Origin of the sequence: Methylosinus sp. Sm6, from assembly GCF_019802345.1 — a bacterium.
Lineage (GTDB): Bacteria > Pseudomonadota > Alphaproteobacteria > Rhizobiales > Beijerinckiaceae > Methylosinus.
Genome location: NZ_JAINDZ010000013.1, coordinates 73,800 through 100,000, shown reverse-complemented (window position 1 = coordinate 100,000; position 26,201 = coordinate 73,800). Strand labels below are relative to the sequence as shown.

General features: G+C 65.9%; 19 protein-coding genes. 14 read left to right on the top strand and 5 right to left on the bottom strand.

Annotated features, from left to right (window positions below):
• Window positions 1-48: 48 nt before the first annotated feature.
• Window positions 49-2,667: a hypothetical protein gene (locus tag K3F48_RS10900; protein ID WP_255608846.1), complete on the bottom strand. Its 2,619-nt coding sequence runs from the start codon at window positions 2,665-2,667 to the stop codon at window positions 49-51.
• Between the two features lie 96 nt (window positions 2,668-2,763).
• The gene (locus tag K3F48_RS10895; RefSeq protein ID WP_255608845.1) at window positions 2,764-3,888 is read right to left on the bottom strand and encodes a DUF4331 domain-containing protein; all 1,125 of its coding nucleotides are present in this window, start codon (window positions 3,886-3,888) and stop codon (window positions 2,764-2,766) included.
• 263 nt (window positions 3,889-4,151) lie between these two features.
• Here K3F48_RS10895 and K3F48_RS10890 point away from each other — a divergent pair, with 263 nt between their 5' ends.
• The 7 genes from K3F48_RS10890 to yidD all read left to right on the top strand — a co-directional run bounded on the left by K3F48_RS10890 (window position 4,152) and on the right by yidD (window position 18,805).
• Window positions 4,152-5,312, top strand: coding sequence for a lipopolysaccharide assembly protein LapB (locus K3F48_RS10890; RefSeq protein WP_222575463.1), 1,161 nt, complete (start codon window positions 4,152-4,154; stop codon window positions 5,310-5,312).
• Between the two features lie 114 nt (window positions 5,313-5,426).
• Entirely contained in the window at window positions 5,427-8,048 is a 2,622-nt protein-coding gene (locus tag K3F48_RS10885) for a DUF2235 domain-containing protein (RefSeq protein ID WP_222575462.1), read from the top strand.
• Window positions 8,049-8,636: 588 nt separating this feature from the next.
• A complete protein-coding gene (rplJ, locus tag K3F48_RS10880) occupies window positions 8,637-9,158 on the top strand; it encodes a 50S ribosomal protein L10 (protein ID WP_222575461.1) in 522 nt (173 codons plus the stop codon).
• Between the two features lie 48 nt (window positions 9,159-9,206).
• The gene (gene rplL, locus K3F48_RS10875) at window positions 9,207-9,587 is read left to right on the top strand and encodes a 50S ribosomal protein L7/L12 (protein WP_222575460.1); all 381 of its coding nucleotides are present in this window, start codon (window positions 9,207-9,209) and stop codon (window positions 9,585-9,587) included.
• A 154-nt stretch (window positions 9,588-9,741) separates the two neighbouring features.
• Window positions 9,742-13,890 (top strand): DNA-directed RNA polymerase subunit beta, encoded by a 4,149-nt coding sequence (gene rpoB / locus K3F48_RS10870; RefSeq protein WP_222575459.1) that lies wholly within the window; start codon window positions 9,742-9,744, stop codon window positions 13,888-13,890.
• A 250-nt stretch (window positions 13,891-14,140) separates the two neighbouring features.
• The gene (gene rpoC, locus K3F48_RS10865; protein WP_222575458.1) at window positions 14,141-18,331 is read left to right on the top strand and encodes a DNA-directed RNA polymerase subunit beta'; all 4,191 of its coding nucleotides are present in this window, start codon (window positions 14,141-14,143) and stop codon (window positions 18,329-18,331) included.
• Between the two features lie 81 nt (window positions 18,332-18,412).
• Window positions 18,413-18,805 carry a membrane protein insertion efficiency factor YidD gene (yidD, locus tag K3F48_RS10860; RefSeq protein ID WP_222575457.1) on the top strand — a complete coding sequence of 131 codons (393 nt, stop codon included), beginning with the start codon at window positions 18,413-18,415 and terminating at the stop codon, window positions 18,803-18,805.
• On the opposite strand, the gene K3F48_RS10855 is transcribed toward yidD, so the two are convergent.
• Together K3F48_RS10855 and K3F48_RS10850 are read right to left on the bottom strand one after the other, a co-directional pair.
• The gene (locus tag K3F48_RS10855; RefSeq protein ID WP_255608844.1) at window positions 18,721-19,536 is read right to left on the bottom strand and encodes a hypothetical protein; all 816 of its coding nucleotides are present in this window, start codon (window positions 19,534-19,536) and stop codon (window positions 18,721-18,723) included. The genes yidD and K3F48_RS10855 overlap by 85 nt on opposite strands.
• 104 nt (window positions 19,537-19,640) lie before the next feature.
• The gene (locus tag K3F48_RS10850) at window positions 19,641-19,991 is read right to left on the bottom strand and encodes a hypothetical protein (protein WP_222575456.1); all 351 of its coding nucleotides are present in this window, start codon (window positions 19,989-19,991) and stop codon (window positions 19,641-19,643) included.
• 134 nt (window positions 19,992-20,125) lie between these two features.
• On the opposite strand from K3F48_RS10850, the gene K3F48_RS10845 reads away from it, so the two are divergent.
• Entirely contained in the window at window positions 20,126-20,497 is a 372-nt protein-coding gene (locus K3F48_RS10845) for a helix-turn-helix domain-containing protein (RefSeq protein ID WP_222575455.1), read from the top strand.
• Entirely contained in the window at window positions 20,494-21,339 is an 846-nt protein-coding gene (locus K3F48_RS10840) for a DUF6456 domain-containing protein (protein ID WP_222575454.1), read from the top strand. The genes K3F48_RS10845 and K3F48_RS10840 overlap by 4 nt, the downstream gene beginning before the upstream one ends.
• Before the next feature lie 170 nt (window positions 21,340-21,509).
• On the opposite strand, the gene K3F48_RS10835 is transcribed toward K3F48_RS10840, so the two are convergent.
• Entirely contained in the window at window positions 21,510-21,953 is a 444-nt protein-coding gene (locus K3F48_RS10835) for a pilus assembly protein N-terminal domain-containing protein (protein ID WP_255608843.1), read from the bottom strand.
• A gap of 259 nt (window positions 21,954-22,212) precedes the next feature.
• Between K3F48_RS10835 and K3F48_RS10830 the strand changes: the two genes are divergently transcribed.
• From K3F48_RS10830 to cpaB, 5 genes are all read left to right on the top strand, one after another.
• Window positions 22,213-22,377 (top strand): Flp family type IVb pilin, encoded by a 165-nt coding sequence (locus K3F48_RS10830; RefSeq protein ID WP_222575452.1) that lies wholly within the window; start codon window positions 22,213-22,215, stop codon window positions 22,375-22,377.
• Window positions 22,378-22,526: 149 nt separating this feature from the next.
• Window positions 22,527-22,691 (top strand): Flp family type IVb pilin, encoded by a 165-nt coding sequence (locus K3F48_RS10825; RefSeq protein WP_222575451.1) that lies wholly within the window; start codon window positions 22,527-22,529, stop codon window positions 22,689-22,691.
• A 170-nt stretch (window positions 22,692-22,861) separates the two neighbouring features.
• Complete coding sequence (locus K3F48_RS10820) at window positions 22,862-23,365, top strand: prepilin peptidase (protein ID WP_222575450.1); 504 nt, start codon at window positions 22,862-22,864, stop codon at window positions 23,363-23,365.
• Between the two features lie 47 nt (window positions 23,366-23,412).
• Window positions 23,413-25,311, top strand: coding sequence for a hypothetical protein (locus tag K3F48_RS10815; protein WP_222575449.1), 1,899 nt, complete (start codon window positions 23,413-23,415; stop codon window positions 25,309-25,311).
• 69 nt (window positions 25,312-25,380) lie between these two features.
• Entirely contained in the window at window positions 25,381-26,172 is a 792-nt protein-coding gene (cpaB, locus tag K3F48_RS10810; protein ID WP_222575448.1) for a Flp pilus assembly protein CpaB, read from the top strand.
• The last annotated feature ends 29 nt before the right edge of the window (window positions 26,173-26,201 follow it).

The window sequence follows — 26,201 nt, the reverse complement described above, 5'->3', positions numbered from 1 at the left end:
TTCCCCTGGACGGTCCGGACCGCCGCGGCGGCCCGGACCGAAGGCGCGTCACATTGTCTTCAGGAAGGCGATCAGGGCCTTTTTGTCGGCGTCGCTCAGCCCCGGCTCCTCGGCGAGATAATCGGTGCCGAAATAATGTCCGCGGTTGGCGATGAAGTCCGGACATTTGTTGAGCTCGAGCAGGTCGCCGTAGGAGCCGGCGAAGGCTCTGCGCGCCTCTTCGTCACTGGCGTTCGCCGGCAGCGATTTGAGCGCGAATTTGAGCTTGGCGAGAAGCTTCAGCACTTTCGCCTTGTGCAGAAGGTCCTCGATCGGATTCTCGCGCTTGTCGAGATCGAGATTGCCGATGAGCGCCACCGGCGTGCCTTTCGGGATGGGTCCGATGGCGACGCCGTTCTCGTCGAAGAAATGGCTGAGGCGCAGAGCGTCCACGAGCCATTTCACATCCTCGCCGACGTCGACGCCCGCCTTCAGCAGGTCGGGCAGGAAGCCCTTGGGAACGCGCAGATAGCTCGTGTCGGTCGTCACATCGACGGCGCCGCGCAGCTTCTTGCCCGAGGCCGTCACATAGTCGATGTCGTGCTGACCGTAGGTTTCATATTTGGTGATGCGCTTTTCCGGCCACAGCAGCTGCTCGATCGAGCTGTCGAAGGATTTGATCCGGCTCTCCACCGACGGGCTCTCTTGGAAATCGCCGAGGCTGTTGTTGAGCAGGAAGGGCGCCGTCGACCAGAGGCTGACGAGCGAGGCCGGACGCGTATAGCCGCGCCCGCCGCCGGGCATTTCATAAGGACGCGGCGCGCCAGTGTAGGGATCATGCACCGTGATCGAGCCGACCGACGGCAGCCGCTTGTAGGAGGTGGAAGAAAAATCGTTCCAGATATTGTCCTTGATGGCGTTCGTCGCGAGCGGGCTGCAGGCGTTGGTCTCGAGCAGCGTCACCGGCACGCGCAGATCCGTGGAGAGGAAATTGTCGGTGAGGAAATCGCTTTTCTTGGCGATCGCCTTGGCCTCCTGCTTGAACGCGTCGGTCTTGCTATAGGCCCAATATTTGTTCCAGCAGGCGAGATAATCCTTGCCGACGCAGCCCTCCTTCGGGAAGAATTCGAAGGTTTTCTCCGGAAGCTTGCTCGAATGGCAGCGCAGGCAGCGCTCGCCGAACACCTCCTTGCCGCGCTCCAGCGTCGCCGAGTCCCAGGTCAGATATTTGTCGCCGCCGGGCGCGCTCCTCAGATAATCCGGCTTGGCGGTGGCGAGGAAGAACAGCGCCGTATTCGGCGTCTGCGCCTCATTGGCCTGCCAATAGGAGGAATTGGCGCGGCCCGTGGCGATCGGAATGGCGCTGATCGGCTTGCCGCCGACGATCGCATTGAAATGCTCGAGCCATTCCTCGCTGAACAGGCCGATATTGACATAGACGCGGTTGAACGAGCCGAGCGCGCCTGCCGAGTCCGATCCGTCCTTGAGCACGTGCGGCGTGAACGCCTGATCGGGCGCCTTGAAGAATTGCGTCAGCGGCGACTGCGCGGGCACATATTCGGTGAACTGCTTGTTGAGCCGCTCCCCGCCCGTCAGCGTCTCGCGGCCGAGCTTCAGGCCGAGCTCGAGTCGCGGACCGAGCTGATAGATCGCGTTCATCGTGCGCGGGTTCATGATGTAGTCGGTCGACAGCAGCGATGTGTCGAGCGCGCCCGGCCGCGACAGGTGGAAATATTGCCAGGCGAAATCCTTCGGATCGGCGGCATAGGTGAAGATGCGGTCCCACCAGAAATATTGCGCGCCGGGGTTGGAGTTGAGATTCTCCCATTTCGGATGCTCGGGGTCCGCCGGCGGATTGGTCGGATTGGGGCCGACATGGCAGAAGCCGCAAGACATTCCGACGCGATAGGGACGAATGAGGTTCTTGTCGTTGTAGTAGGAGGGATCGCTGTAGTAGCGGACCGGATCCCATTTTTTCTCGGCGTCCTCGTCGAAATCCGGATTGGGGAACAGTCTCAGGCCGACGATGCCGGTTGCATAGCCGTAATAGGAGCCGACCGGAAATTTCTCGCTGCGCCCACGCGCGCCGATCTTCACGCCGGGATATTTCGCTTCGTCCTCATAAGGGTCGGCGGGGCAGCCCGGATCGCGCGTGTCGAGCCAGAGTCCGAAACGGTCCTCGCGCGGGCCGGCCGGCTTCTCGAAGCAGGGCTCGTTGACGAGGCCCAAATATTTCCAACGATTGTCGCGGCTGAATTTGGTGAGGCTCGGATGGCTCGACAACGTCTTCAGAAAGTCGAGCTGCCCGAAGGATTTCTGATTCATGATGTTCCAAAGGCGGTCGTTGCCGGCCGTCCACACGACCCAATTGTTGCGGCCGACCACCGCCGCCTTGCGCGCCTCCTCGGGCGTGATCCCGGGCAGATAGGGCGCCAGCGCTTTGGCGAGCTCTTCGGGCCGCTTGGTCGCGCCGTAATCCATGTCGGCGAAATAATCGTCGTCGGCGCCGGCCAGCGATTCGGCCGTGCGTCCGACGCACATCGGCTCGTCCTTGACGTTGCCGGCCCCCGACCCGCAGTCCTCGGCCGCCGTCGCCGCTCCGCTAGCGCAAAATATCGCCGCTCCGAGCGTCAGGCCCCGTAGCAATCTTCCGAGCATCACATCCTCCCGATTGATGAATGCAGACATGTCGCGTCCCTATCGACGATCGGAGTCGATCGGCGGCGCATTTGGCGCTGCGGAATGCGCCGAAGGCTCGCCTCGCGTCTCCGCTGCGCTTATCCGTTAAGCTTTCAGCGCCGCCCGACGTCCGAACCAGTGGATCGCGCCGCGGATCACCAAGAGAAGCAGGAGAGCGCCGATCGCGATCTGCACGATGGGACGTGTGAAGAAACGATAGACATAAGGACCAAGCGCGCCTTCTGGCTGCGGCTTTTGGGGCCAGGGCTCGGCCAGATAGGGAAACTCCTTCGACAATGGCTTGTCGTTGACGGTCGAGCGCGGCCATTGCGTCGTGTCGATGAAAGCGTTTTCCTGCAGCGGACAATCGCCCTGCGCGCATGTCAGCAGCGCGACGTCGTCTTCGAGACGGCGGCCGTTGGGAAAGCCCGGCGGCCGCGTCTGCGTGAAGATCATCACATCCGGCGCGGCGTCGTAATGGCGAATGAGAAATCCGCTCAGCTGGTTGAGATTGGCGAGCGGCGGCGCCCAGCGCGCGAGAAACGATTGAACGCTGCTTCGCGATCCGGCTTTCTCCTTGATCTCGGCTACATGCCGGCTCGGCGGAATCGTGTTCAATATTTCGAAGCGGCCGAGCTGCGTGCGATTCGATCGTCCGACATGATCGATCTGCTCGCCGCCGTCGACGCGCTTGCTCGTCGCCCATAGCAGCCAGCTCTGGGCGTGCTCGGGAAAGGCGGATTTCGGAATGCTGAACGCCATGGTGATGACGTTCACATTGAAGAATTTGGGAAAGATGAAGGGATCGTCGCGCACGCCGGCATAGACTTTTATGTCTTTGGCGTCCGTCAGTCCCTCGAAGGACTGTTCCTTCACCGTGGCGTCATTGTTGAGACGAATGCGGATCGTGGCGTCCGGCGCTATTTTGTCCGGAGTGTCGATCGTGCCGCCGTAGCGCGCGACGTCCTCCGCATTGTCGAAGCGGAGATTCGTGTGAAAGTCCAGATGGATGTTGTATTCGAAGGGCTCGAGATTATAGGGCGGCGGACCGATCAGCGACCGGCGCACGTCGAGAACCGCCACCCAGCGGTCGCCGTCGGGAAAGAAGAAGAGGCCGGTGATATTGGCCTCCTGTTCGTCTTCCGCGAGCCACATGGGATCGGCGTGATCGGAGGCGCGGGCCACAGCGGGCAGGAGAAGCGTCGAGGCCAGCCAGAATGCGATAAACAACGGCTTCGCCGAGATACGAGCGGTCATCATAACCTCACGCGATCAAACGATGTGCTCGCCTCGACGCGAGAAGAAAACAATGGCGTGGATGCTACGAGGCGATCGTCGAGTCATAAACAACCAATTGCGCGGAGGATAAGATCGTCTCATATTTTTTGCAAGGCTCGACGCGCGAAAATGTCTCGATGCGCGAAAAAGACGCGCGAGAAAGAAGCGCGCGTTCGTCATGCGCGCGGGGGGCGCGCGACAGGAGGATCGGGCGCATGCGAATCGTGATCGCGCCATGGTGTCTCATCGCCGCGGCTCTGATCGCCGTCCGGGCCGCGAGCGCGCCATTTGCGCCGATGAACGACGATCAGCCGCTGGAGCGGCTGCCGCGCACGGCTGCGCGAGTGAGCGAGGAGCTGAGCGATCGATCGGTCGATCTATCGCGAGCCCTGCGGCTCGCGCGCAAATATGTGCGGCTCGGCGGAGACGACTCCGACCCGCGCTATTTCGGCTATGCCGCCGCTGCGCTGGCGCCTTGGTGGAGCCTCGCCGCGCCGCCGGCCGAGGCGCGGCTCCTGCGCGCGGCGATTTTGCAAAATCGTCATGATTTCAACGGCGCGATGGCCGACCTCGACGCGGTCGCGCGGGCCGATCCCGGCAATCTGCAGGCATGGCTGATGCGCGCCGCCATCTCCAAGCTGCAAGGCCGCTTCGACGATGCGCGGGCGAGCTGCGCGCCCGTCGTCGCAGCGGCGGATGCGCTGCTCGCCGTCGGCTGCGTCAGCGATGTGGCGAGCCTCGTCGGCGCGTCGGGGGAGGCGGCGGACGCGCTCGAGCGGATCATCGCGGAGCGCCCATCGGCGCCGCCGGAGCGACGTCGCTGGGCGTCGACGCTGCTCGCCGAGATCGCGGCGCGGCGCGGCGAAGCGCAGCGCGCCGAGCGCTATTTCACGCAGGCTCTTCGAGCGGCGAAGCCGACGGCCTATCTCATCTCCGCCTATGCCGATTTCCTGTTGGATGAAGAGCGCTTCGCCGACGTCGCGTCGCTGCTCGCCGACGCGACGCGCAATGACGCGGCTCTGCTGAGGCTCGCGCTCGCCGAGCGCCGGCTCGGCGCAGATCGACTTCCCGAGCATGTGACGGCGATCGCGGAGCGTTTTTCGGTCGGCCGGCGCCGCGGCGAGTCCTTTCACCTCGGCGACGAGGCGCGCTTTGCGCTTTTTCTGCAGCGCGATCCGACGAAAGCGCTGCGCCTCGCCCGAGAAAATTGGCGCATTCAGCGCGCGCCGTCCGACGCGCGCATCGCGTTCGAAGCGGCGAGCGCGACGGGCGAGGCCGGGCTCGCCGCGGAAGCGCGCGCAGCGCTTCTGAACGCGGGATGGGACGAAACGCGTCTCGCGCGTCTCGCGGCTGCGGCGCAGTCGGCCGCGCGATGATCGCAAGCCGAATGTTTGGGCTTGCCAAAGCGTGCGCGCGGGTGGACCATCGCCGCCTTCCTCCTCGCAATGTTTCGCGGGACACGGAAAACGATATTGCAGCGGACGTCGCCGATGATGCGCAAATCCATTCGCGAGAAAAAGAAAATCCTGCTGTTCGCCGACGGGACGGGCAATTCGGTGACGACGCAGGAGTCGAATGTCTGGCGCATCTATCGCGCGCTCGACACGACCGCGCAAAATCAGATCGCTTATTACATTCCCGGCGTCGGCACCTCCGAGTTCAAGCCCTGGGCCATGCTCGACGGCGCGACGGGAATCGGCGTGCCCGCCAATGTGTTGAAGCTCTATCGCTTCCTCAGCTGGAACTACGCCCCTGGCGATGACGTCTACCTGTTCGGCTTCAGCCGCGGCGCATTCACGATCCGCGTGCTGATCGATCTCGTGTATCGAGAGGGCCTTCAGCCGAACGAGATCGATGGCGTCGCGGTCTCCTCGGCGACCATGCGCCGCAATGCGAAGGCGGCGTGGCGCTCCTACCAGAAGAATGACGACAGCCGGCTGAAGAATGTGTGGATATGGCTGCGCCGGCTCGGGCGCAGAAGCAATGCCGCGCCGAAGGGCGACAATATGACATTCGCCTTCGTCGGCCTGTTCGACACGGTCGAGGCCTATGGCGTGCCGATCGAGGAGCTGCGCGAGGCGATCAATATTTTCGTGGCTCCGATCTCCTTCGGCAATGATCGAGCCATCGCGCCCATTGCGCGCCACATGCGTCACGCGCTCGCGCTGGACGACGAGCGCACGTCCTTCCATCCGATCCGCATCGACCAGCGCGGGCGCAGAGGTGGCGGTGGCGATCCCGAGATACAGGAAGTGTGGTTCGCGGGCGTGCATTCGAATATCGGCGGCGGCTATGCCGATGATTCCGTCGCGCATACGCCGCTCGTGTGGATGCTGGAGGAAGCGCAGCGACTGGCGCGCGATCATGCGGGCGCCGAAGGTCTGGCGCTGACGCCCGGCGCGCTCGACGCGTTTCGCGCGACGGCGTCGTCCTTCGCGCCGCTCGCCGATTCGCGCGCTGGCCTGGCGTCGCTCTATCGCTATGATCCGCGCTCGCTGGCGCCGACTCCGCGCTGGGATTTCGGTCCCACGATCGTGCATCATTCGGTCGCCGAGCGCATGGCGGAGCAGTCCTGCAATTATGCTCCCGTTGTGCTGCCGGCGGAGGCCGTGTTTCTCGCTCCCGATCGCGCGCTGCTCGCGCGCGGCGAGACGCGCTGGGAGACGCTTCGCGCCGAGGCCCCGTCGCAGCCGCCGATCGAAGCGGGGCTGCTCGCGCGCATGCAGGAGCGCGCGGAGGCGGCGGTCGCCGCGCTGCTCGGGCCGGCGGAGGCGACTCTCGAGCTCGCGCGCGATCACATCTGGCGGCGGCGCGTCAATTATTTCGCGCTGGTCGCAACTCTGCTCGCGCTGTTGTCATTGCCGGCGACCGGCGATCTCTGGGGCAATCTGGTCCACATCGACACCGATTCCCTGTCGGCGGGCGGCGTCGCGCCGGCGGGCGCGTTCGAGCTGGCGGGGCGGATCGGCGACGGCGTTCTCAGCGCGCTGAAAGGCGTCGCGGAGCTGCTGCTCTCGGTGACGCCTTCTTATTTCGCGCCGTTTCTCCGCGGGGTTTTCACGCATCCCTGGATCGGCGGCGCGCTGGCCGTCCTGCTGGTCTGGCTGTGGCGACGCGCGGGCGCGCTCGAGGAGCTGATCCACGATCTCGCGCAGCGGGGCTGGGTTCAGGGCGCTCCGCCGCCGCCCGAGGCGCGGACCAACGCGCTCGTCCGCATGTTGCGCAAAAGCCTGCTCGCGGCTTTTCTGCATCGGCAGGCGCAGGCCTGGGCGGCGCCGGCGCTGTTTTCCGTGGCGATCCTGGGCGCGGCGCTCGCCGTGGCGAGCCGGCTCTGGTTCAATGCGCTGGTCGGCGCCGGCCTCGTCTGCTGGGCGAGCCCGCCCGAGCGGCTGGAATGGCTCGGCGCCGGCGCAGCCGCGAGCAAGCCGGGCTATTCGGCGGCCCATCCGGATGGCTTCGCGACCAATAATCCCTGCTGGGCGAGCGGCATGGCGGTGGAGCGGGGCGCCGCCTACCGGCTTTCCGTCGAAATCGGCCCGCACGACGACCCTTGGCTGGATCAGACCATGCTGACCGATGTCGAAGGCTTCGACAGTCCCGGCGCGGCGTTTCTTTTCGCCGCGGTGTTTCGGCGCTGGCCGGATGCGGCCTGGCATCAGCCGGTCGCGCGCATCGGCGCGCGGGGCGCCGAGGAATGGCCGCTGCTCCCCGCCTCTCGCGACCTGCCGCTGTCGCCGCGCGAGGGGAAATGCACCGGCCTGCCGCGCGATTTCGCCGCGACCGCCGAGCACGCGGCCTTTTGCTCGAGCGATCCGGATCCGTCCGCCTGCCGGGCTCTCGGGGAACGGCTGAAGCTCGGCGATCCGCTGCCGCGCGCCGAGATCGCGGCGGCGCGCGCGGCCTGGGAGACGCGCGACTTCACCTTTTCCGGCGGCGTTTGCCGCTCCGTCTATCCGCGGCGGACGCTGGTCTCCGACTTCGTCGCCGAGGCGACCGGCGAGCTTTTCCTTTTCGTCAATGACGTCGTATTCTTCCCGTGGGGGCAGACGCCGCAGGGCTTCTACACCGACAACACCGGCACGGCGACGATCACGCTCGAGCGGCGGCCGTGAGGCGAACAGGCGCGAGCGCGGCGTGGACGATTTCGCTTCGCCTTGCGTGGGCGAGAAAATCTCGCGAAAAACAATCTCGCGAAAAACACCTTGGCAAAGGTCGCCGGGATCGTTAAATAGGCCATTCCGGGGTCGGCCAGCGTTCGCGACCCCGCTTTCAAACAGAGCTTCCGCCGGACCGATCTCCCGTCCAGGGAGGAGGCGAGGCGGTGGATAGGCCGGCGGACCCGGGGAAATTTCCTCGCGTCCCGTCCGGCCATGTCCTGTCCGAGACTGCCGGCGCTCCTCTTCGGGCTTCGCCCCGGGGAGAGCTCAATCGGCTCGGGCGTGGCGGAGCGATCCGTCCGACGCGCGAGCGGCCTGCATAGACGGGGAAGACCGGAATTGTAGGGCCGGCGAGCCGCTTTGCAAAGCGGCCTTCGCGCGGTCTTTCGAATTTGGTTGGCGCCCCTCTGATCCGAAGCGCGGCCCGTCCCGGCCGTCGCTGAGGGGACAGGATCTACGGGGCCGTTTCTCTCAGCGCTCGCGGGGAGGGCGGCTTTTCGCAACCGGCGGGGCCCTGCGGTCCCGCTCGAGGAGAGAGCAACCGTGGACAGAGCGGAGAAAAAGCAAGCCGTGGCGGCGCTGAACGAGGTCTTCTCCAAGACCCCGATCGTCGTCGTGGCTCATTACTCCGGCCTGACCGTCGCCCAGATGCAGAAGCTGCGCAAGCAGGCTCGTGAATCTGGCGCTTCCGTTCAGGTCGCCAAGAACCGCCTCGCCAAAATCGCTCTCGACGGCACGAGCGTCGCCTCCATCGGCTCCCTTCTGAAGGGACCGACCCTGATCGCCTATTCGGACGATCCGGTGGCTGCGCCCAAGGTCGCCGCGGCCTTCGCCAAGGATCACGACAAATTCGTCATCCTCGGCGGCGCGCTCGGCGCCACCGCGCTCGACGTGGACGGTGTGAAGTCGCTCGCGACTCTGCCGTCGCTCGACGAGCTGCGCGGCAAGCTCGTGGGCCTCATCCAGGCGCCCGCGACGAAGCTGGCCCAGCTCACGACGGCTCCGGCCGGCAAGCTGGCGCGCGTGGTCAAGGCCTATGCCGACAGAGACGCGAATGCGGCCTGATAGGCGGCTCGCACCAACCATCCAACCAAATTCGAAGGACTGAACACCATGGCCAATCTGGAAAAGATCGTCGAGGACCTGTCGGCTCTGACCGTGCTCGAGGCCGCCGAGCTGGCGAAGATGCTCGAGGAGAAGTGGGGCGTGTCGGCCGCTGCGGCGGTCGCGGTCGCCGCGGCTCCGGGCGCCGGCGCCGCCGCCGCTGCGCCGGTCGAGGAGAAGACCGAGTTCAACGTCATCCTGGCCGCCGCCGGCGACAAGAAGATCGAGGTCATCAAGGAGGTCCGCGCGATCACCGGCCTCGGCCTCAAGGAGGCCAAGGACCTCGTCGAGGGCGCGCCCAAGCCGGTCAAGGAAGGCGTCGCCAAGGAGGAGGCCGAGAAGATCAAGGCCACTCTCGAGAAGGTCGGCGCCAAGGTCGAGCTCAAGTAAGAACGAGATGTCCCTCTCCCGCCTGCCGCGGGAGAGGGTTTTCGACGTGAACGATCAGGAGCGAATGGCGAATGGCGAATAGCGAATAGAGGGGCTCTTCTATTCGCTATTCGCAACTCGCTATTCGCTTACCTAAGAGGAATCGAGAGGCGACATGGCTCAGACGTCGGCGCGAACTTTCTCCGGTCGCAAGCGTGTCCGCAAATTCTTCGGACATATCCGCGAAGCGGCGGAGATGCCCAATCTGATCGAAGTGCAGAAGGCCTCCTATGACCAGTTTCTCCTCGTCGACGAGCCGCAGGGCGGCCGTCCCGACGAGGGCTTGCAGTCGGTGTTCAAATCCGTCTTCCCGATCTCCGACTTCTCGCAGGTCTCGCTGCTCGAATTCGTCCGCTACGAGTTCGAGCCGCCGAAATATGACGTCGACGAGTGCCGCCAGCGCGGCATGACCTTCGCCGCGCCGCTGAAGGTGACGCTGCGCCTCATCGTGTTCGATGTCGATCCCGACACGCAGGCGAAGTCCGTCAAGGACATCAAGGAGCAGGACGTCTATATGGGCGATATGCCCTTCATGACGGCGAACGGCACCTTCATCGTCAACGGCACCGAGCGCGTCATCGTCTCGCAGATGCACCGCTCGCCGGGCGTGTTCTTCGACCACGACAAGGGCAAGAGCCATTCCTCCGGCAAGCTGCTGTTCGCGGCGCGCATCATTCCCTATCGCGGCTCCTGGCTCGACATCGAGTTCGACGCCAAGGACATCGTCTATGCGCGCATCGACCGCCGCCGCAAGATTCCGGTGACGTCGCTGCTCTATGCGCTCGGCATGGACGGCGAGGAGATCCTGTCGACCTTCTACAAGACGATCGTCTACAAAGCCGCGAGCGACAGCTGGCGCCAGCCTTTCGATCCGGACCGGCTGAAGGGCGTGAAGGCGGTCAACGACATCATCGACGCGGATTCGGGCGAGGTGCTGCTCGAGGCCGGCAAGAAGCTCACCGTGCGCGCCGCGCGCCAGCTCGCCGAGAAGGGCGTGAAGGCGATCAAGGCGCAGTCCGAGGATCTCTACGGCCAATATCTCGCGCAGGATCTCTTCGACCCGTCGACGGGCGAGATCTTCGCCGAGGCCGGCGACGAGATCACGGCGAAGACGCTGCCGATGCTGGTCGAGAAGGGCTTCGACGAGCTGCCCATTCTCGATATCGACCACATCAACATCGGCCCCTACATTCGCAACACTCTGGCGATCGACAAGAACTCGTCGCGCGAGGACGCGCTGTTCGACATCTACCGGGTGATGCGTCCGGGCGAGCCGCCGACCATGGACACCGCCGAGGCGATGTTCCATTCGCTGTTCTTCGACGCCGAGCGCTATGACCTCTCCGCGGTCGGCCGCGTGAAGATGAACATGCGTCTCGATCTCGACGCGCCCGACACGATGCGCGTGCTGCGCAAGGACGACATTGTCGCCGTGGTGCGCGCGCTCGTCGATCTGCGCGACGGCCGCGGCGAGATCGACGATATCGACCATCTCGGCAATCGCCGCGTCCGCAGCGTCGGCGAGCTGATGGAGAATCAGTATCGCCTCGGCCTGCTGCGCATGGAGCGCGCGATCAAGGAGCGCATGTCCTCGGTCGACATCGACACGGTGATGCCGCAGGATCTCATCAACGCCAAGCCGGCGGCGGCGGCGGTGCGCGAGTTCTTCGGCTCGTCGCAGCTGTCGCAGTTCATGGACCAGACCAATCCGCTGTCGGAGATCACCCATAAACGCCGCCTCTCGGCGCTGGGTCCCGGCGGCCTGACTCGCGAGCGCGCCGGCTTCGAGGTGCGCGACGTGCATCCGACCCATTACGGCCGCATCTGCCCGATCGAGACGCCGGAAGGTCCGAACATCGGCCTCATCAACTCGCTCGCCACCTTCGCGCGTGTCAACAAATATGGCTTCATCGAGGGGCCGTATCGGCGCGTGCGCGACGGCAAGGTGACCGACGAGGTCGCTTATCTGTCGGCGATGGAGGAGCAGAAGTATCACGTCGCGCAGGCCAATGCGCCGATCGACGCGGAAGGCAATCTGCTCGAGGATCTGGTGCTCTGCCGTCACGCCGGCGATGTCGTGCTCGTCCCGCGCGAGCGCGTCGACGCCATGGACGTGTCGCCCAAGCAGCTCGTCTCGGTGGCCGCGGCGCTCATCCCGTTCCTCGAGAACGACGACGCCAACCGCGCGCTGATGGGCTCCAACATGCAGCGCCAGGCGGTGCCGCTGGTGAAGGCCGACGCGCCTTTCGTCGGCACCGGCATGGAGCCGATCGTCGCCGCCGACTCGGGCGCGGCCATTGCCGCGCGCCGCACCGGAATCGTCGATCAGATCGACGCGACCCGTATCGTCATCCGCGCGACCGAGGAGCAGGACCCGGCCAAGCCCGGCGTCGACATCTATCGGCTGATGAAGTTCCAGCGCTCGAACCAGTCGACCTGCATCAATCAGAAGCCGCTGGTGAAGGTCGGCGACTTCGTGCGCAAGGGCGACATCATCGCCGACGGTCCGTCGACCGACATGGGCGATCTGGCGCTCGGCCGCAATGTGCTCGTCGCCTTCATGCCCTGGAACGGCTACAACTTCGAAGACTCGATCCTCCTCAACGAACGCATCGTGAAGGAGGACGTGTTCACCTCGATCCATATCGACGAGTTCGAGGTGATGGCCCGCGACACCAAGCTCGGACCGGAGGAGATCACCCGCGACATTCCCAACGTCTCGGAAGAGACGCTGAAGAATCTCGACGAGGCCGGCATCGTCTATATCGGCGCGGAAGTGCAGGCGGGCGACATTCTCGTCGGCAAGATCACGCCGAAGGGCGAGAGCCCGATGACGCCGGAGGAAAAGCTGCTGCGCGCCATCTTCGGCGAGAAGGCCTCCGACGTGCGCGACACCTCGCTGCGCGTGCCGCCGGGCGTGCAGGGCACCATCGTCGAAGTGCGCGTGTTCAACCGCCACGGCGTCGAGAAGGACGAGCGCGCCCAGGCGATCGAGCGCGAGGAGATCGAGCGTCTCGCCAAGGACCGCGACGACGAGCTCGCCATTCTCGACCGCAACGTCTATGCGCGTCTTCAGGAAATGCTGCTCGGCAAGGTCGCCGTGGCCGGCCCGAAGAGCTTCAAGAAGGGCGAGTCGCTCACTCAGGCGATCCTCGACGAATATCCGCGCTCGCAATGGTGGACCTTCGTCGTCGAGGACGACAATCTGATGGCCGGCATCGAGGCCGTGCGCAAGCAATATGACGAGTCGAAGAAGGGTCTCGAGAACCGCTTCCTCGACAAGGTCGAGAAGCTGCAGCGCGGCGACGAGCTGCCGCCCGGCGTGATGAAGATGGTCAAGGTCTTCGTCGCGGTGAAGCGCAAGATCCAGCCCGGCGACAAGATGGCCGGACGCCATGGCAACAAGGGCGTGGTCTCGCGCATCGTGCCGCAGGAGGACATGCCCTTCCTCGAGGACGGAACGCCCGTCGACATCGTGCTGAACCCGCTCGGCGTGCCGAGCCGCATGAATGTCGGCCAGATTCTCGAGACGCATCTCGGCTGGGCCTGCGCCGGCCTCGGCAAGCAGGTCAGCGCCGCGGTGGACGCCTACATGCGTAGCCGGAATCCGGCGCCGTTGAAGGAGAAGCTCGTCGAGATCTACGGGCCGAACGACTCGCTCGACGCGCTCGACGAGCCGACGCTGCTCGAGGTCGGCAAGAACCTGCGCCGCGGCGTGCCGATCGCGACGCCGGTCTTCGACGGCGCGCGCGAGAAGGACATTTGCGACATGCTGACGCGAGCGGGTCTCTCGCCGACGGGGCAGGTGACCTTGTTCGACGGCCGCACGGGCGAGTCTTTCGACCGCAAGGTCACGGTCGGCTACATCTATATGCTGAAGCTGCACCATCTCGTCGACGACAAGATCCACGCCCGCTCGATCGGCCCCTATTCGCTGGTGACGCAGCAGCCGCTCGGCGGCAAGGCGCAGTTCGGCGGGCAGCGCTTCGGCGAGATGGAGGTGTGGGCGCTCGAGGCCTATGGCGCGGCCTACACGCTGCAGGAGATGCTGACCGTGAAGTCGGACGACGTCGCCGGCCGCACCAAGGTCTATGAATCGATCGTGCGCGGCGACGACACCTTCGAGTCGGGCATTCCCGAGAGCTTCAACGTGCTCATCAAGGAAATGCGCTCGCTCGCGCTCAATGTCGAGCTGACCACCGCCGAAGAGGGCGGCGAGGAGGAGCAGCCGCCGGCGGCCGAGACGGCGGAGGCCGCGGAATAACCGAACTGTGAGCGGAATCGATCGGCTCGCTCCCTTCTCCCGCTCGCGGGAGAAGGTGGCCCTCGCGAAGCGAGGGTCGGATGAGGGGCCGGCGCAGCGCGAGACGCCCGAGAGCCCTCACCCGACCCGGCTGTCGCCGGGCCACCCTCTCCCGCAAGCGGGAGAGGGGATGCGCACCAAGATGACAGACGTGACGGACAGATATCGGGAGCCGACCGCGCTTTCCGTCCTACGTCTCTAGGAGAAGACCATGAATCAGCAAGAGGTCATGAATCTCTTCAATCCGGTCGTCCAGCCGCAGGCGTTCGACCAGATTCAGATTTCGATCGCGAGCCCGGAAAAAATCCTCTCCTGGTCATTCGGCGAGATCAAGAAGCCGGAGACGATCAACTACCGCACCTTCAAGCCGGAGCGGGACGGTCTGTTCTGCGCGCGCATCTTCGGGCCGATCAAGGACTACGAGTGCTTGTGCGGCAAGTACAAGCGCATGAAATACAAGGGCGTCATCTGCGAGAAATGCGGCGTCGAGGTCACGCTCGCGCGCGTTCGCCGCGATCGCATGGGCCATATCTCGCTCGCCGCGCCCGTCGCGCATATCTGGTTCCTGAAGTCGCTGCCCTCGCGCATCGGCCTTCTGCTCGACATGACGCTGAAGGACCTCGAGCGCATCCTCTATTTCGAGTCCTACATCACCATCGATCCGGGCCTCACGCCTCTGAAGGAGCGCCAGCTCCTCACCGAGGACGAATATCTGCGCGCCCAGGACGAATATGGGCAGGACAATTTCACCGCCATGATCGGCGCGGAGGCGATCCGCAAGCTGCTCGAGTCGATGGACCTCGAGGGCATCGCCGCGCGCCTGCGCCAGGAGATCGCCGAGGCGACGACCGAGCTGAAGCCCAAGAAGCTCGCCAAGCGCCTGAAGATCATCGAGGCCTTCATCCAGTCCGGCAACAAGCCGGAGTGGATGATCCTGAAGGAGGTCCCGGTGATTCCGCCGGACCTGCGTCCGCTGGTGCCGCTCGACGGCGGCCGCTTCGCGACCTCGGACCTCAATGATCTCTATCGCCGCGTCATCAACCGCAACAATCGCCTGAAGCGGCTGATCGAGCTGCGCGCGCCGGACATCATCATCCGCAACGAGAAGCGCATGCTGCAGGAGGCCGTCGACGCGCTGTTCGACAATGGCCGCCGCGGCCGCGTCATCACCGGCGCCAACAAGCGCCCGCTGAAGTCGCTCGCCGACATGCTGAAGGGCAAGCAGGGCCGCTTCCGCCAGAACCTGCTCGGCAAGCGAGTCGATTATTCGGGCCGTTCGGTCATCGTCGTCGGCCCGGAGATGAAGCTGCATCAATGCGGCCTGCCGAAGAAGATGGCGCTGGAGCTGTTCAAGCCCTTCATCTATTCGCGTCTCGACGCGAAGGGCCATTCGGCCACGGTGAAGCAGGCCAAGAAGCTCGTCGAGAAAGAGAAGCCGGAGGTTTGGGACATCCTCGACGAGGTGATCCGCGAGCATCCGGTTCTGCTCAATCGCGCGCCGACGCTGCACCGTCTCGGCATTCAGGCCTTCGAGCCGGTGCTGATCGAAGGCAAGGCGATCCAGCTGCATCCGCTCGTCTGCGCGGCCTTCAACGCCGATTTCGACGGCGACCAGATGGCCGTGCACGTCCCGCTGTCGCTGGAGGCGCAGCTGGAAGCGCGCGTCCTGATGATGTCGACCAACAACATCCTGCATCCTGCCAATGGTCAGCCGATCATCGTGCCGAGCCAAGATATCGTTCTCGGCCTCTATTATCTGACGCTGGAGCGTGACGGCGAGCCGGGGCAGGGCATGGCCTTCGCCGACATGGGCGAGATCGAGCATGCGATCGCCGCCAAGGCGATCACGCTGCACACCAAGATCAAAGGCAGAGCCTGGACGTATAACGAAAACGGCGAGCGCGTGTCGAAGATTTTCGACACGACGCCGGGCCGCCTGATCCTCGGGCAGCTGCTGCCGAAGAACCATCGCAAGATCCCCTTCGACGCAGCCAATAAGCTGATGACGAAGAAGGAGATCTCCAACATGATCGACACCGTCTACCGCAACTGCGGTCAGAAGGAGACGGTGATCTTCTGCGACCGCATCATGTCGCTCGGCTTCCGCGAGGCGTTCAAGGCCGGCATCTCCTTCGGCAAGGACGACATGGTCGTGCCGGAGACGAAGGAGCGCATCGTCGCCGAGACGCGCGCCGCGACCAAGGAATATGAGCAGCAATACAATGACGGCCTCATCACTCAGGGCGAGAAATACAACAAGGTCGTCGACGCCTGGGCCAAGTGCACGGATAAGCTCGCCGAGGAGATGATGATTCGCATCTCGTCGGTGCACAAGGACGAGCATGGCCGCGACATGCCGATCAACTCGATCTACATGATGTCGCACTCGGGCGCGCGCGGCTCGCCGGCGCAGATGAAGCAGCTCGCGGCGATGCGCGGCCTGATGGCCAAGCCCTCGGGCGAGATCATCGAGAGCCCGATCATCTCGAACTTCAAAGAGGGCCTCACGGTTCTCGAATACTTCAACTCGACGCACGGCTCCCGCAAGGGCCTGTCGGACACCGCGTTGAAGACCGCCAACTCGGGCTATCTGACGCGCCGTCTCGTCGACGTCGCGCAGGATTCGATCATCACCACGGTCGACTGCGGCTCCGAGAAGGGCATCCGCATGCGGGCGATCATCGACGCCGGCCAGATCGTCGCGACGCTCGCCTCGCGCATTCTCGGCCGCACGACGGCGGAGGAGCTGCGCGATCCGGACGGCAATGTGATCGTTCCGATCGGCGAGATGATCGAGGAGTGGCATATCGAGCGCATCAACGCCGCCGGCATTCAGGAGGTGAAGATCCGCTCGGTGCTGACCTGCGAGGCCAAGAACGGCGTCTGCGCCAAGTGCTACGGGCGCGATCTCGCGCGCGGCACGCCCGTCAACATGGGCGAGGCGGTCGGCGTCATCGCGGCGCAGTCGATCGGCGAGCCGGGCACGCAGCTCACCATGCGCACCTTCCACATCGGCGGCGCGGCGACGATCGCGGATCAGTCCTTCATGGAGTCGAACTTCGAAGGCACGGTTCATATCCGCAACCGCCATTTGGCGCGCAACTCGGACGGCGATCTGATGGTGATGGCGCGCAATGTCGCGGTCGTCATCGTCGGGCCGGACGGCGTCGAGCGCGCGGTGAACCGCGTGCAATATGGCGCGCGGCTCAAGGTCGACGACGGCGACAAGATCAAGCGCGGCCAGCGCATGGCCGAATGGGACCCCTACACGCGGCCGATCCTCAGCGAGGTCGACGGCGTCGTGGGCTTCGAGGATCTCGTCGAAGGCCAGTCGATGGCCGAGACGGCCGACGAATCGACCGGCATCACCAAGCGCATGGTGATGGACTATCGTCTCAACCTGCGTTCCGCGACCTTGAAGCCGTCGATCGTCATCAAGACGGCGGACGGCAAGGTCGCCAAGCTCCAGCGCGGCGGCGACGCCCGCTACACTCTGCCGGTGGATTCGATCATCGCGGTGGAGCCCGGCTCGACGATCAAGGCCGGCGACATCGTCGCACGTATCTCGGTGGAGAGCGCCAAGACGCGCGACATCACCGGCGGTCTGCCGCGCGTCGCCGAGCTGTTCGAGGCGCGCCGTCCGAAGGATCACGCGATCATCGCGGAGATCTCCGGCACGGTGCAATTCGGCCGCGACTACAAGAACAAGCAGCGCCTCTCCATCGTCCCGCACGAGGAGGGCGCGGAGCCGGTCGAATATCTGATCCCCAAGGGCAAGCACATCCATCTCCAGGATGGCGACGTGGTGGAGAAGGGCGACTACATCGTCGACGGCAATCCGGCGCCGCACGACATTCTGGCCATCAAGGGCGTCGAGGAGCTCGCCGCTTATCTCGTCAACGAGATCCAGGAGGTCTACCGGCTGCAGGGCGTCAACATCAACGACAAGCACATAGAGGTGATTGTCCGTCAGATGCTGCAGAAGGTCGACATCGTCGATCCCGGCGACACCGGCTTCCTCGACGGCGAGCAGGTGGATCACACCGAGCTCGAGGAGGCGAACGCCAAGGCGCTGGAAGAGGGCAAGAAGCCCGCGACCGGCACGCCGGTGCTGCTCGGCATCACCAAGGCCTCGCTGCAGACGCGCTCCTTCTTCTCGGCGGCCTCGTTCCAGGAGACGACGCGGGTGCTGACCGAGGCGGCGGTCAATGGCAAGGTCGATCCGCTGGTCGGCCTCAAGGAGAATGTGATCGTCGGCCGGCTCATTCCGGCCGGCACCGGCGCGGCGATGGCGAAGTTCCGCGGCATCGCCACCGGCCGCGACGATCTCATCCTCACCCAGCGCCAGGCGGAGGCCGACGCGCGGCCGGCCCCGCAGCTTCCGCCCGCGGCGGCGGAGTGAGGGACGGGGACCAAAAAAACGAAGCCGCCCAGCGATGGGCGGCTTTTTTGTCGTCGTCGACCACACCGGGAGCTCGATGTGATGTTCCGACCGCCACTCGCCACGTTGGCACGCGCGCTGATTCTCCTCTATCGGCTGACTCTCTCCGCCTTCGTCGGGCGAGACTGCCGCTATCTGCCGACGTGCTCCGAATATGCCGACGAGGCGATCCGTCGGCACGGCCTCTGGGCGGGCGGCTGGATGGGGCTCGCGCGCGTCTGCCGGTGCCGGCCGGGCGGCGGCGATGGGTATGATCCGGTCCCCGAGCGTCTGGCCGAGGACGCGCGCGCATTTGCCCCCTGGCGCTACGGCCTGTGGCGCCGTCCGTCCCTGTGCGACGCGGTCGAGGATCAGGAGCGCGCCATCAGCTCCACGGCGAGCCCCCAAATGCGCAGCCGCACCGGCTCCTCCAGGCCGCGCAGCGCTTCGAGATAGGTCTGGCCCATCGCGCAGGTCTTCTCGTCGTCGAAAGGCGGGTCGGGCGTCTTGCCGTCGAGCAGCGAGCCGATCTCCGCCTTGCCGAGCCCGCGCGCGATCAGCGCCGTCTCCAGCGCGTGAAAATCCTCGTCGCTCGGCGCGGCGCGCTCCTCATTGCGCGTGCGGCCGCTCGCGATCGCCTCGAGGCCGACCGTCGCCATCTCGCCCACCAAGGCGCGTCGACGCGCGGCAAAATTGTGAAAATCGTGATCGACTCCGCCATAGAGGAAAGCGGCGCACAGACGCTTGTCCTCGCCGGCGAGGGCGCGCAGCACGGCGAGATTGAGGTCGAACACGCGCGCGAGCGCGGCGGGCTCGGCCCGCGCCGCGAGGATGCCGCGCGCCTGCCGCAGCCGGCGAACCGCCTCGGCGAGATAGAAGTCGACGCTGTCGGCGCCGGCGCCGCCGGTCGCGAAGGCGTCGAGCGTCGAATCGTAATCGCCTGGGAAAGCCGAGCGGAGCCGATCGAAGAACGGCCGGTATTCCGGCGCGCCGGCGATCACTTTCTCGATCTGCGACCGCGCGGCCGCGCGATCGATGGTCGGCGACGCCTCCAGGAAGCGCGCATGCGGCGGATCGGCCGAGTCCTTCCGGCCGGGGCCGAACGCCATCATCACCAGTCCAACGCCGAGACAAATCGCGACGATCGCGCCGGTCGCCAGAGCGAGCAATCGTTCGATCAGCATCATCGGTCTTCGATACGCCCTTTACGACAAATGACGAGGATCGGACGGCGCGTCTTTACCGCTCGTCCTATGTAGACCATTCGCGCGGCGTCACAAAGAGCGGCGCGCTACGGTCTTCGCCGGCGCGCATGTCTCGCGATGCGCTCGGCGCGCGCCTGCTCGGCGCGATAGGCGACGACGAGCCCGATGTGGCGGTCGAGATCATACGTCCAATGGCCGGCGCGGGCGCGTTCGCCGCGCAGCGCGCGCTCGATCTCGTGCAGCACGAGGCGGCACGCCTCGGGTGTTTCGGCGGCGATCGTCTCGCCGGACAAGCGATGGAAGCAACGAAGAAAATTGCGGCGGTCATAGGCGGCGAGCGCAGAGTTGAGCGTGGAGCTCAGCGCGGCGCGCGCGCCCTGCAGCAGGCGATCGCTGCGGCGCGAAGGGGATGACGACGAATTGGGCGAATGCGGCATGAGCGGCCTCCAGACGCCGCAGCATCGCCGCGGCGCGGCGCTCTGGGGATAAGTATTTTGTCTCTTGAATAGGATTTTAGTCTGACATATCGTCGGCGCTCCTCGGCCGAGCGCCGCTTTCGTCGATGACCCTCATGTGTGACGATTCTAGATTTTGTAGCGCTGTTTCAGCCCTTTGCGTCGCCGCCTCGGCCTCCGCGCGCGGCGTCGATCCGGGTGCGGTGGCGTCCGCGCGCCGCGGCCGGGCGCCCGTCTCCGCGACGCGGCAGCTCGCCGTCTATCTTCATCATGTCGTCTTCGGCGCGAGCCTCTCGGCTTGCGCACGCGCGTTTCACCGCGATCGCGCCAGCGTGCGCCATGCCTGCGCCACGATCGAGGACCGTCGCGACGATCCGCGCTTCGACCGGGCCGTCGCCGCCCTCGAGGCGGGCCTCGCCGCGCAGCGCGAGCTTGTCGCGCTATTCCAATCTTTTTCGGCCACTCCAGCGATCGGAGACGATTCATGACCCAGCGACAGCGATTTGCTTCGAACACTCTCGACCGTGTCACTCGACGCCTGCTCGAAGCGCTCGACGAGCCCGGCGCGCGCGCGCTGCGCGGCCAGATCGACGAGAGCGCCATCGTCGTCGTGGCGCCGCGCAAGGGCGTCACGGTCGTGCGCGCCAGCCTGCCCTTGGGCGCGGCCGATTCCGCCGTGGCGCAGGGTCTCGCGCGGTGGGAAGGGGAGGGCGAGGCGCGCCGTCTCGCGATCGCCCCGGAAGGGCGCGCCGCTCTTCGCCGCGACGCCGCGCCGGCGGAGGTCGATCCGTTGCGCGCCCAGCACTCGCCGCTGGCGCGGCAGCGCATCGAGCAGGGCGCGGCGCTGGCGCTGGTCAATGAGGGCGAGAGCCCGCTCGCCTGGCTCGCTCGGCGCAAGGGTCGCGACGGCCGGCCGTTTGTCGCGCCGGAGCAGGTGGAGGCGGGCGAGCGCTTTCGCCGCGATGTGACGCAGGCGCAGCTCCTGCAGCGGGTGACCGCCAATTGGGAGGCGCCCGCCGCCCGCGGCCGTGGCGGCGGCGGCGCGCCCGTGGCGGACGTGGCGTTGGACGCGCGTCGCCGCCTCGCGCGCGCTTTCGACGCGGTCGGTCCCGATCTCGCCGGCCTGCTCCTCGATGTCTGCGGCTATCTGAAGGGGCTCGAGCTCGTCGAGAGCGAGCGGGGCTGGCCGCATCGCTCGGCAAAGGTCGTTCTCAAAATCGCGCTCGAACGGCTGGCGCTGCATTATGGCCTCTGCGGCGAGGCGCGCGGCCCCGAGCAGGCGCGGCGCCTGCTGCATTGGGGCGCGGAGGATTTTCGTCCGCAGATCTGATCGCAGCACGGCGACGCCGGCCGCGGCTTTGCGTCGGTCGAGCCGAGGGGTTTCGAAGAGCGAGCCTCTAAGGCTCGCGGTCCAGACGCGCTCTCGGACCGCGAGCCTTAGAGGCTCGTACTCGAGAGATCGCAATCGACTGACGCAAGCGCTACAGCGTCTTTGCGCGCTCAGCGCTTGCCGGGCGCCGCGGCGCTCTCGTGCAGCTTCATCGCGTCGACGACCTGCGACGTATACTCTCTGTCGTCGGCGAGATCGACCGCCGGAGCGCAATCGGGCGAGCAGGCGTAGGACTCGCGCCGCGTTCCGCGCAGGACCACCAGCTTGTCGGCCGGCGACGTGACGGTGATCGTCTGCTCGACCACTTCCGCGCCGGTCTGGTCGAGCAGAATGAGATTGGTGGTTCCGAAGCTCTTTCCCGTCACGACCAGCAGCCGATTGGCCTTGAGCATGGTCACGTCGGCGACGAGCGGATTGCCGATGATGATCGTATGCGCTCCGTCCGGCATGCGCACGACGCGGGCGCGGTCCACATCGACATAGAGCGTGCGCGAATCCGCGAAGCTCCGCGACGCTGCGCCCGTGGCGGCGGCGACGACGGCGAAAGGAAACATGAGCCGAGAGACTCGCCGCCAGTTCATTACGCACCTCGTCATGACGCGGGATTTACATGGGCGCGAATCGGAGCCGATGCGCGCGATCCATCGCAACATGCAATCGTGAATTCTTGCTGAAGACCGACGCCGTTCGGACAATGATTCGCTGCACAACCCGATTAACGCGATTGCAAGGAGTTCTACCTAGTGTCTTCTCCGATCCGGCGAGCGGGGCTCGACAAGCGGATCACGTATTGTGGTGTCAGGAGCAAATGCCATGAAATCCATGATCGCCCGCTTCGTCGGGAGCGAATCCGGCGCGACGGCCATCGAATATGGCCTGATCGGCGCGCTGATCTCGGTCATCATCATCGTCGCCGTGAGGCTGGTCGGCAGCAATCTGTCGAACACCTTCGACAAGATCGCCAAGAATCTGACCTGATCGCCGCGGCGCCGAAGCCGCTGCGGCTCGCGATCGCGACGCCATAGAGAGCGCTCGGCAATGGTCGATCATCTATGTGTCTGTCGCTAACAGCGGCGCGGATCATATCTCTTTGCTCCGTCGCCACCCCGAATAGGAGAAAGCCCGCCATGAAGAATATTTTTGCCTCTTTCATCAAAAACGAGTCTGGCGCGACGGCCATCGAATACGGCCTGATCGGCGCGCTGATCTCGGTGATCATCATCGTCGCCGTGAGGCTGGTCGGCAGCAATCTGTCGAACACCTTCGACAAGATCGCCAAGAATCTGACCTGATCGGACGCCGGCGTCGTGAGCGGCCACCGAAGGAGCGGCTCTCGGGCCGCTCCTTTCGTTTGGCCACAAGTCTGCTCGAGGCCTCGTTAACGCTCCGTCAACCTTCTTGCCCGAGCTTCAGCCTCGTCATCGCGCGCGCCGCTGCGTCGTAGCGAACAGGAACGACACACATGATCGAAGCCGTCGCGCTGGTCCTGTTTCCGACTCTCATGGTGTTCGCGGCCTTCACCGATCTCTTCACCATGACGATCCCCAATCGCGTGTCGATCGCGCTGGTCGGCATTTTCGCCGCGCTCGCCGCCTACACGCAGATGCCGCTCGCGAGCGCGCTCGCGCATGCGAGTTGCGGGCTCGCCATGCTCGTCGCCACTTTCGCGATGTTCCAGCTCGGCTGGATCGGCGGCGGCGACGCCAAGCTCGCTTCGGCCACGGCCTTGTGGCTCGGCTGGGATCATCTGCTCGATTATGGATTGGCCGCCTCGCTCATCGGCGGCGTGCTGACCCTCGTCATTCTCGAGCTGCGTCGGCGCGAGCCGCCCGTTGTGGCGAGCTCGCCGCGCTTTGCGCATCTTTGCGACAAGATGGCGGGAGTGCCCTATGGAATCGCGCTCGCCATCGGCGGACTGCTGATCTATCCGCAGTCCCGGGTGTGGACGCTGCTCGTCGGCGCGTGAGCGGTCCGGTGCTCGCCCCGGCGCAATCATCGCTCCCGAGCCCGCCTGTGGCGCAATCCTTCCGGCGTGCGGCGGCTTGCGCGGCGCTCGTCGCCTGCATCGCGCTGTTGCGGCCCTATACGGGAATCGTCGGCGATTCGGTGCTCTATATGGGCGGGGCGCTGGCGGCGCTCGATCCGCAGGGGATCGGACAGGATCCCATGTGGCGGCTCGACGGCCAGATGCGGTTCAGCCTGTTTCCGGCGCTGCTGCGCCCCCTCGTCGCGTCGCTCGGCGCCGAGCGCGCCGCGCTCGTCGTCGCGGCGTCCGGCCTCCTGCTCTGGTCCGCCGCGCTCGTCGTGCTGGCGCGCCTTCTCGCGGGACGCGAGAAGGCCGTCGCCGTCGTGCTCGCCTGCGCGGGCTTTTCCGCCACTTATAATTCGCACGCCACCATCTATTTCGGCGAGCCGGTCGCGACGCCGCGCGTCTTCGCCGAGGCCGCCGTGCTCGCTGCGCTCGCCGCGACTCTCTGCGGCCGCGCCGCGCTCGCTGCACTATTCGCTGCGCTCGCCGCGCTGCTGCATCCGGTGATGGCGCTCGCCGGGGTCGGCGCGATTGTCGTCTTTCATGGCGCTTCGGACCGGCGTTGGCTCATCGCCGGCTTCGCCGGCGCCGTGCTGCTCGTCGGCGCGGCCCTGCTCGGCGCGCCGGTTCTCGACCGGCTGACGACGCCGATCGATGCGCAATGGCTGGCCATGCTGCGCGGTCCCGATGATTATCTGTTCCCGACCACCTGGCCCGAGCGCGTCTGGCAGCTGATGGCGCAGCGCGGCGCGACCGTCGCGCTCGCCGCCGTCGTTACGCGAGGGGCGACGCGGCGCCTTTTCGTTTCGATTCTCGTCGTCGCCGTGGCGGCGATGGCGCTCACTCTCGTCCTCGGCGATCTCTATCCGCTGCTGCTGATCGTGCAGGCGCAGCCCTGGCGCGCGGGATGGCTGCTGGCGCTCGCGGCCGCGGCCGGCTTCGCCCTCTGCGGCCTCGCGCTATGGCGCGAAGGACCGGCCTCGCGAATTATATTCGCGCTGCTCGCTCTCTCCTGGCTCATCGACTCGAGCGCCGCGGGCGCGCTCCTCGCGGGTCTCGCCCTCGCGCTGCGCTGCGCGCGCGTCGATCTTTCCCGCTTCGCCGAGGGAGCGGCGGGCCGCTGGCTGTGGATCGGCGTCGGCCTGCTCTCGCTGTTCGAGATCGTGGCGAATTATCGCCTCGCCGCGGCGTTCACCGCCGCCGCGCCGGCGGGCGCGCGGCCGCCGCCCTATTGGCTCATGCTCGACGGACATGTGTTCGCCGTGCCGATCGCATTGCTCGGCGTCTATCTCGCCTCGCGTCCGCCGTTCCGCGTTTCCCCGCGCGTGTCGGCGGCGGCGAGCGCGGCCTTCTGTCTCCTCGTCGCCGCGAGCTGGCGGCAGGAGTGGGACACATTTCGCATGTCGCTCGTTCGCTCCGGCCGCCAGAGCGCGCTCGTCGACATTCTGTCCGCGCGGCCCGGGCCGGTTTTGTGGCTCGGCGGCAATCAGGAGGCCTGGTATTGGGCGGGCCGTCCCAATTGGGCGGCGGGCGTGCAGGGCATGGGGATCATCTTCTCGCGCGAGCTGACGCTCACCTGGTTCGAGCGCATGCAGGCGCTGATCGATCAGGGCTGGATCGCCGACGGCGGCACGATCTCGCGCACGCTCTCCAAGCCGGATCCGATCTATCCCGACATTTCGACGGATAAACGCGAGCGATTCTGCGCGCGCCCGGATGCGCCGGCTTGGCTCATCGCGCCCATTCCCTCGGAGAGCGCGGCCGCCGGCGCGACGGTCTGGCGGGCGCCGGGCCGGCGCTTCGCCTTCGGTCCGAACGAGGGGCCTATGATCGGCCTCGATCTCCTCGCTATCTATTCTTGCGCGCGCGTAACGAGCGATTAACCATAATTTGACGTTTGTCCGCTTCAATCGCCAACGCTCCGTTCGAGCTGGAGAGTTGGGAAGCACGCAATGAACAAAGCCCAGATCGCTGTCCTCGGCGTCGCCATTATCGCGGGCGGCGGAGCTTTCGTCATGCTGAACGCCGATCCGCCGCAGCAGGAGCCGATGCAAGCCGTTGCGCCGCCGCCGGCGCGAACCGATCAGGTGCTCGTCGCCGCCCGCGACCTTCCCTATGGCGCGGCGCTGGCCGAAGCGGACACGAACTGGCTCGAATGGCCGATCAACGCCGTGCCGCACGGCGTTTTGCGCAAGAGCGAATCGCCGGAGATCAAGAAAGATCTCCAAGGCGCATTCGTGCGCAGCCCGATCGCCAATGGCGAGCCGATCCGCCGCGAGCGGCTCGTCAAGGGCCAGACCCCCGGGCTGATGTCCACCATGCTCTCCTCGGGCCGGCGCGCCGTCGCGATCGACGTGTCGCCCAATACGACGGCAGGCGGATTCATCCTGCCCAATGATCATGTCGACGTCATCCGCTTGTATCGCGACCCCGACCAGGGCGGGCAGATCGGCTCCGACATGAACTCCGAAGTGATCCTGCGCAATGTGCGCGTCCTCGCCATGGGCCCGGTGTTCGAGACCAAGAACGGCGAAGCGGTTCTCACCGGCGCGACCGCGACGCTCGACCTCGAGCCGCGCCAGGCCGAGATCGTCATTCTCGCGCAGCGCTCGGGGCAGCTCGCGCTGATGCTGCGGCCGATCGCCGACGCGCTCGCGGAGGAGAAGCCGCAGGCGGCGCCGGCCGCCGACGACCCGCTGACGATCGTGCGCTTCGGCGTGACGTCCACCATGCGCGCGAGATGACGCGCGCCGCACCGAAGAAAGAGGCGATG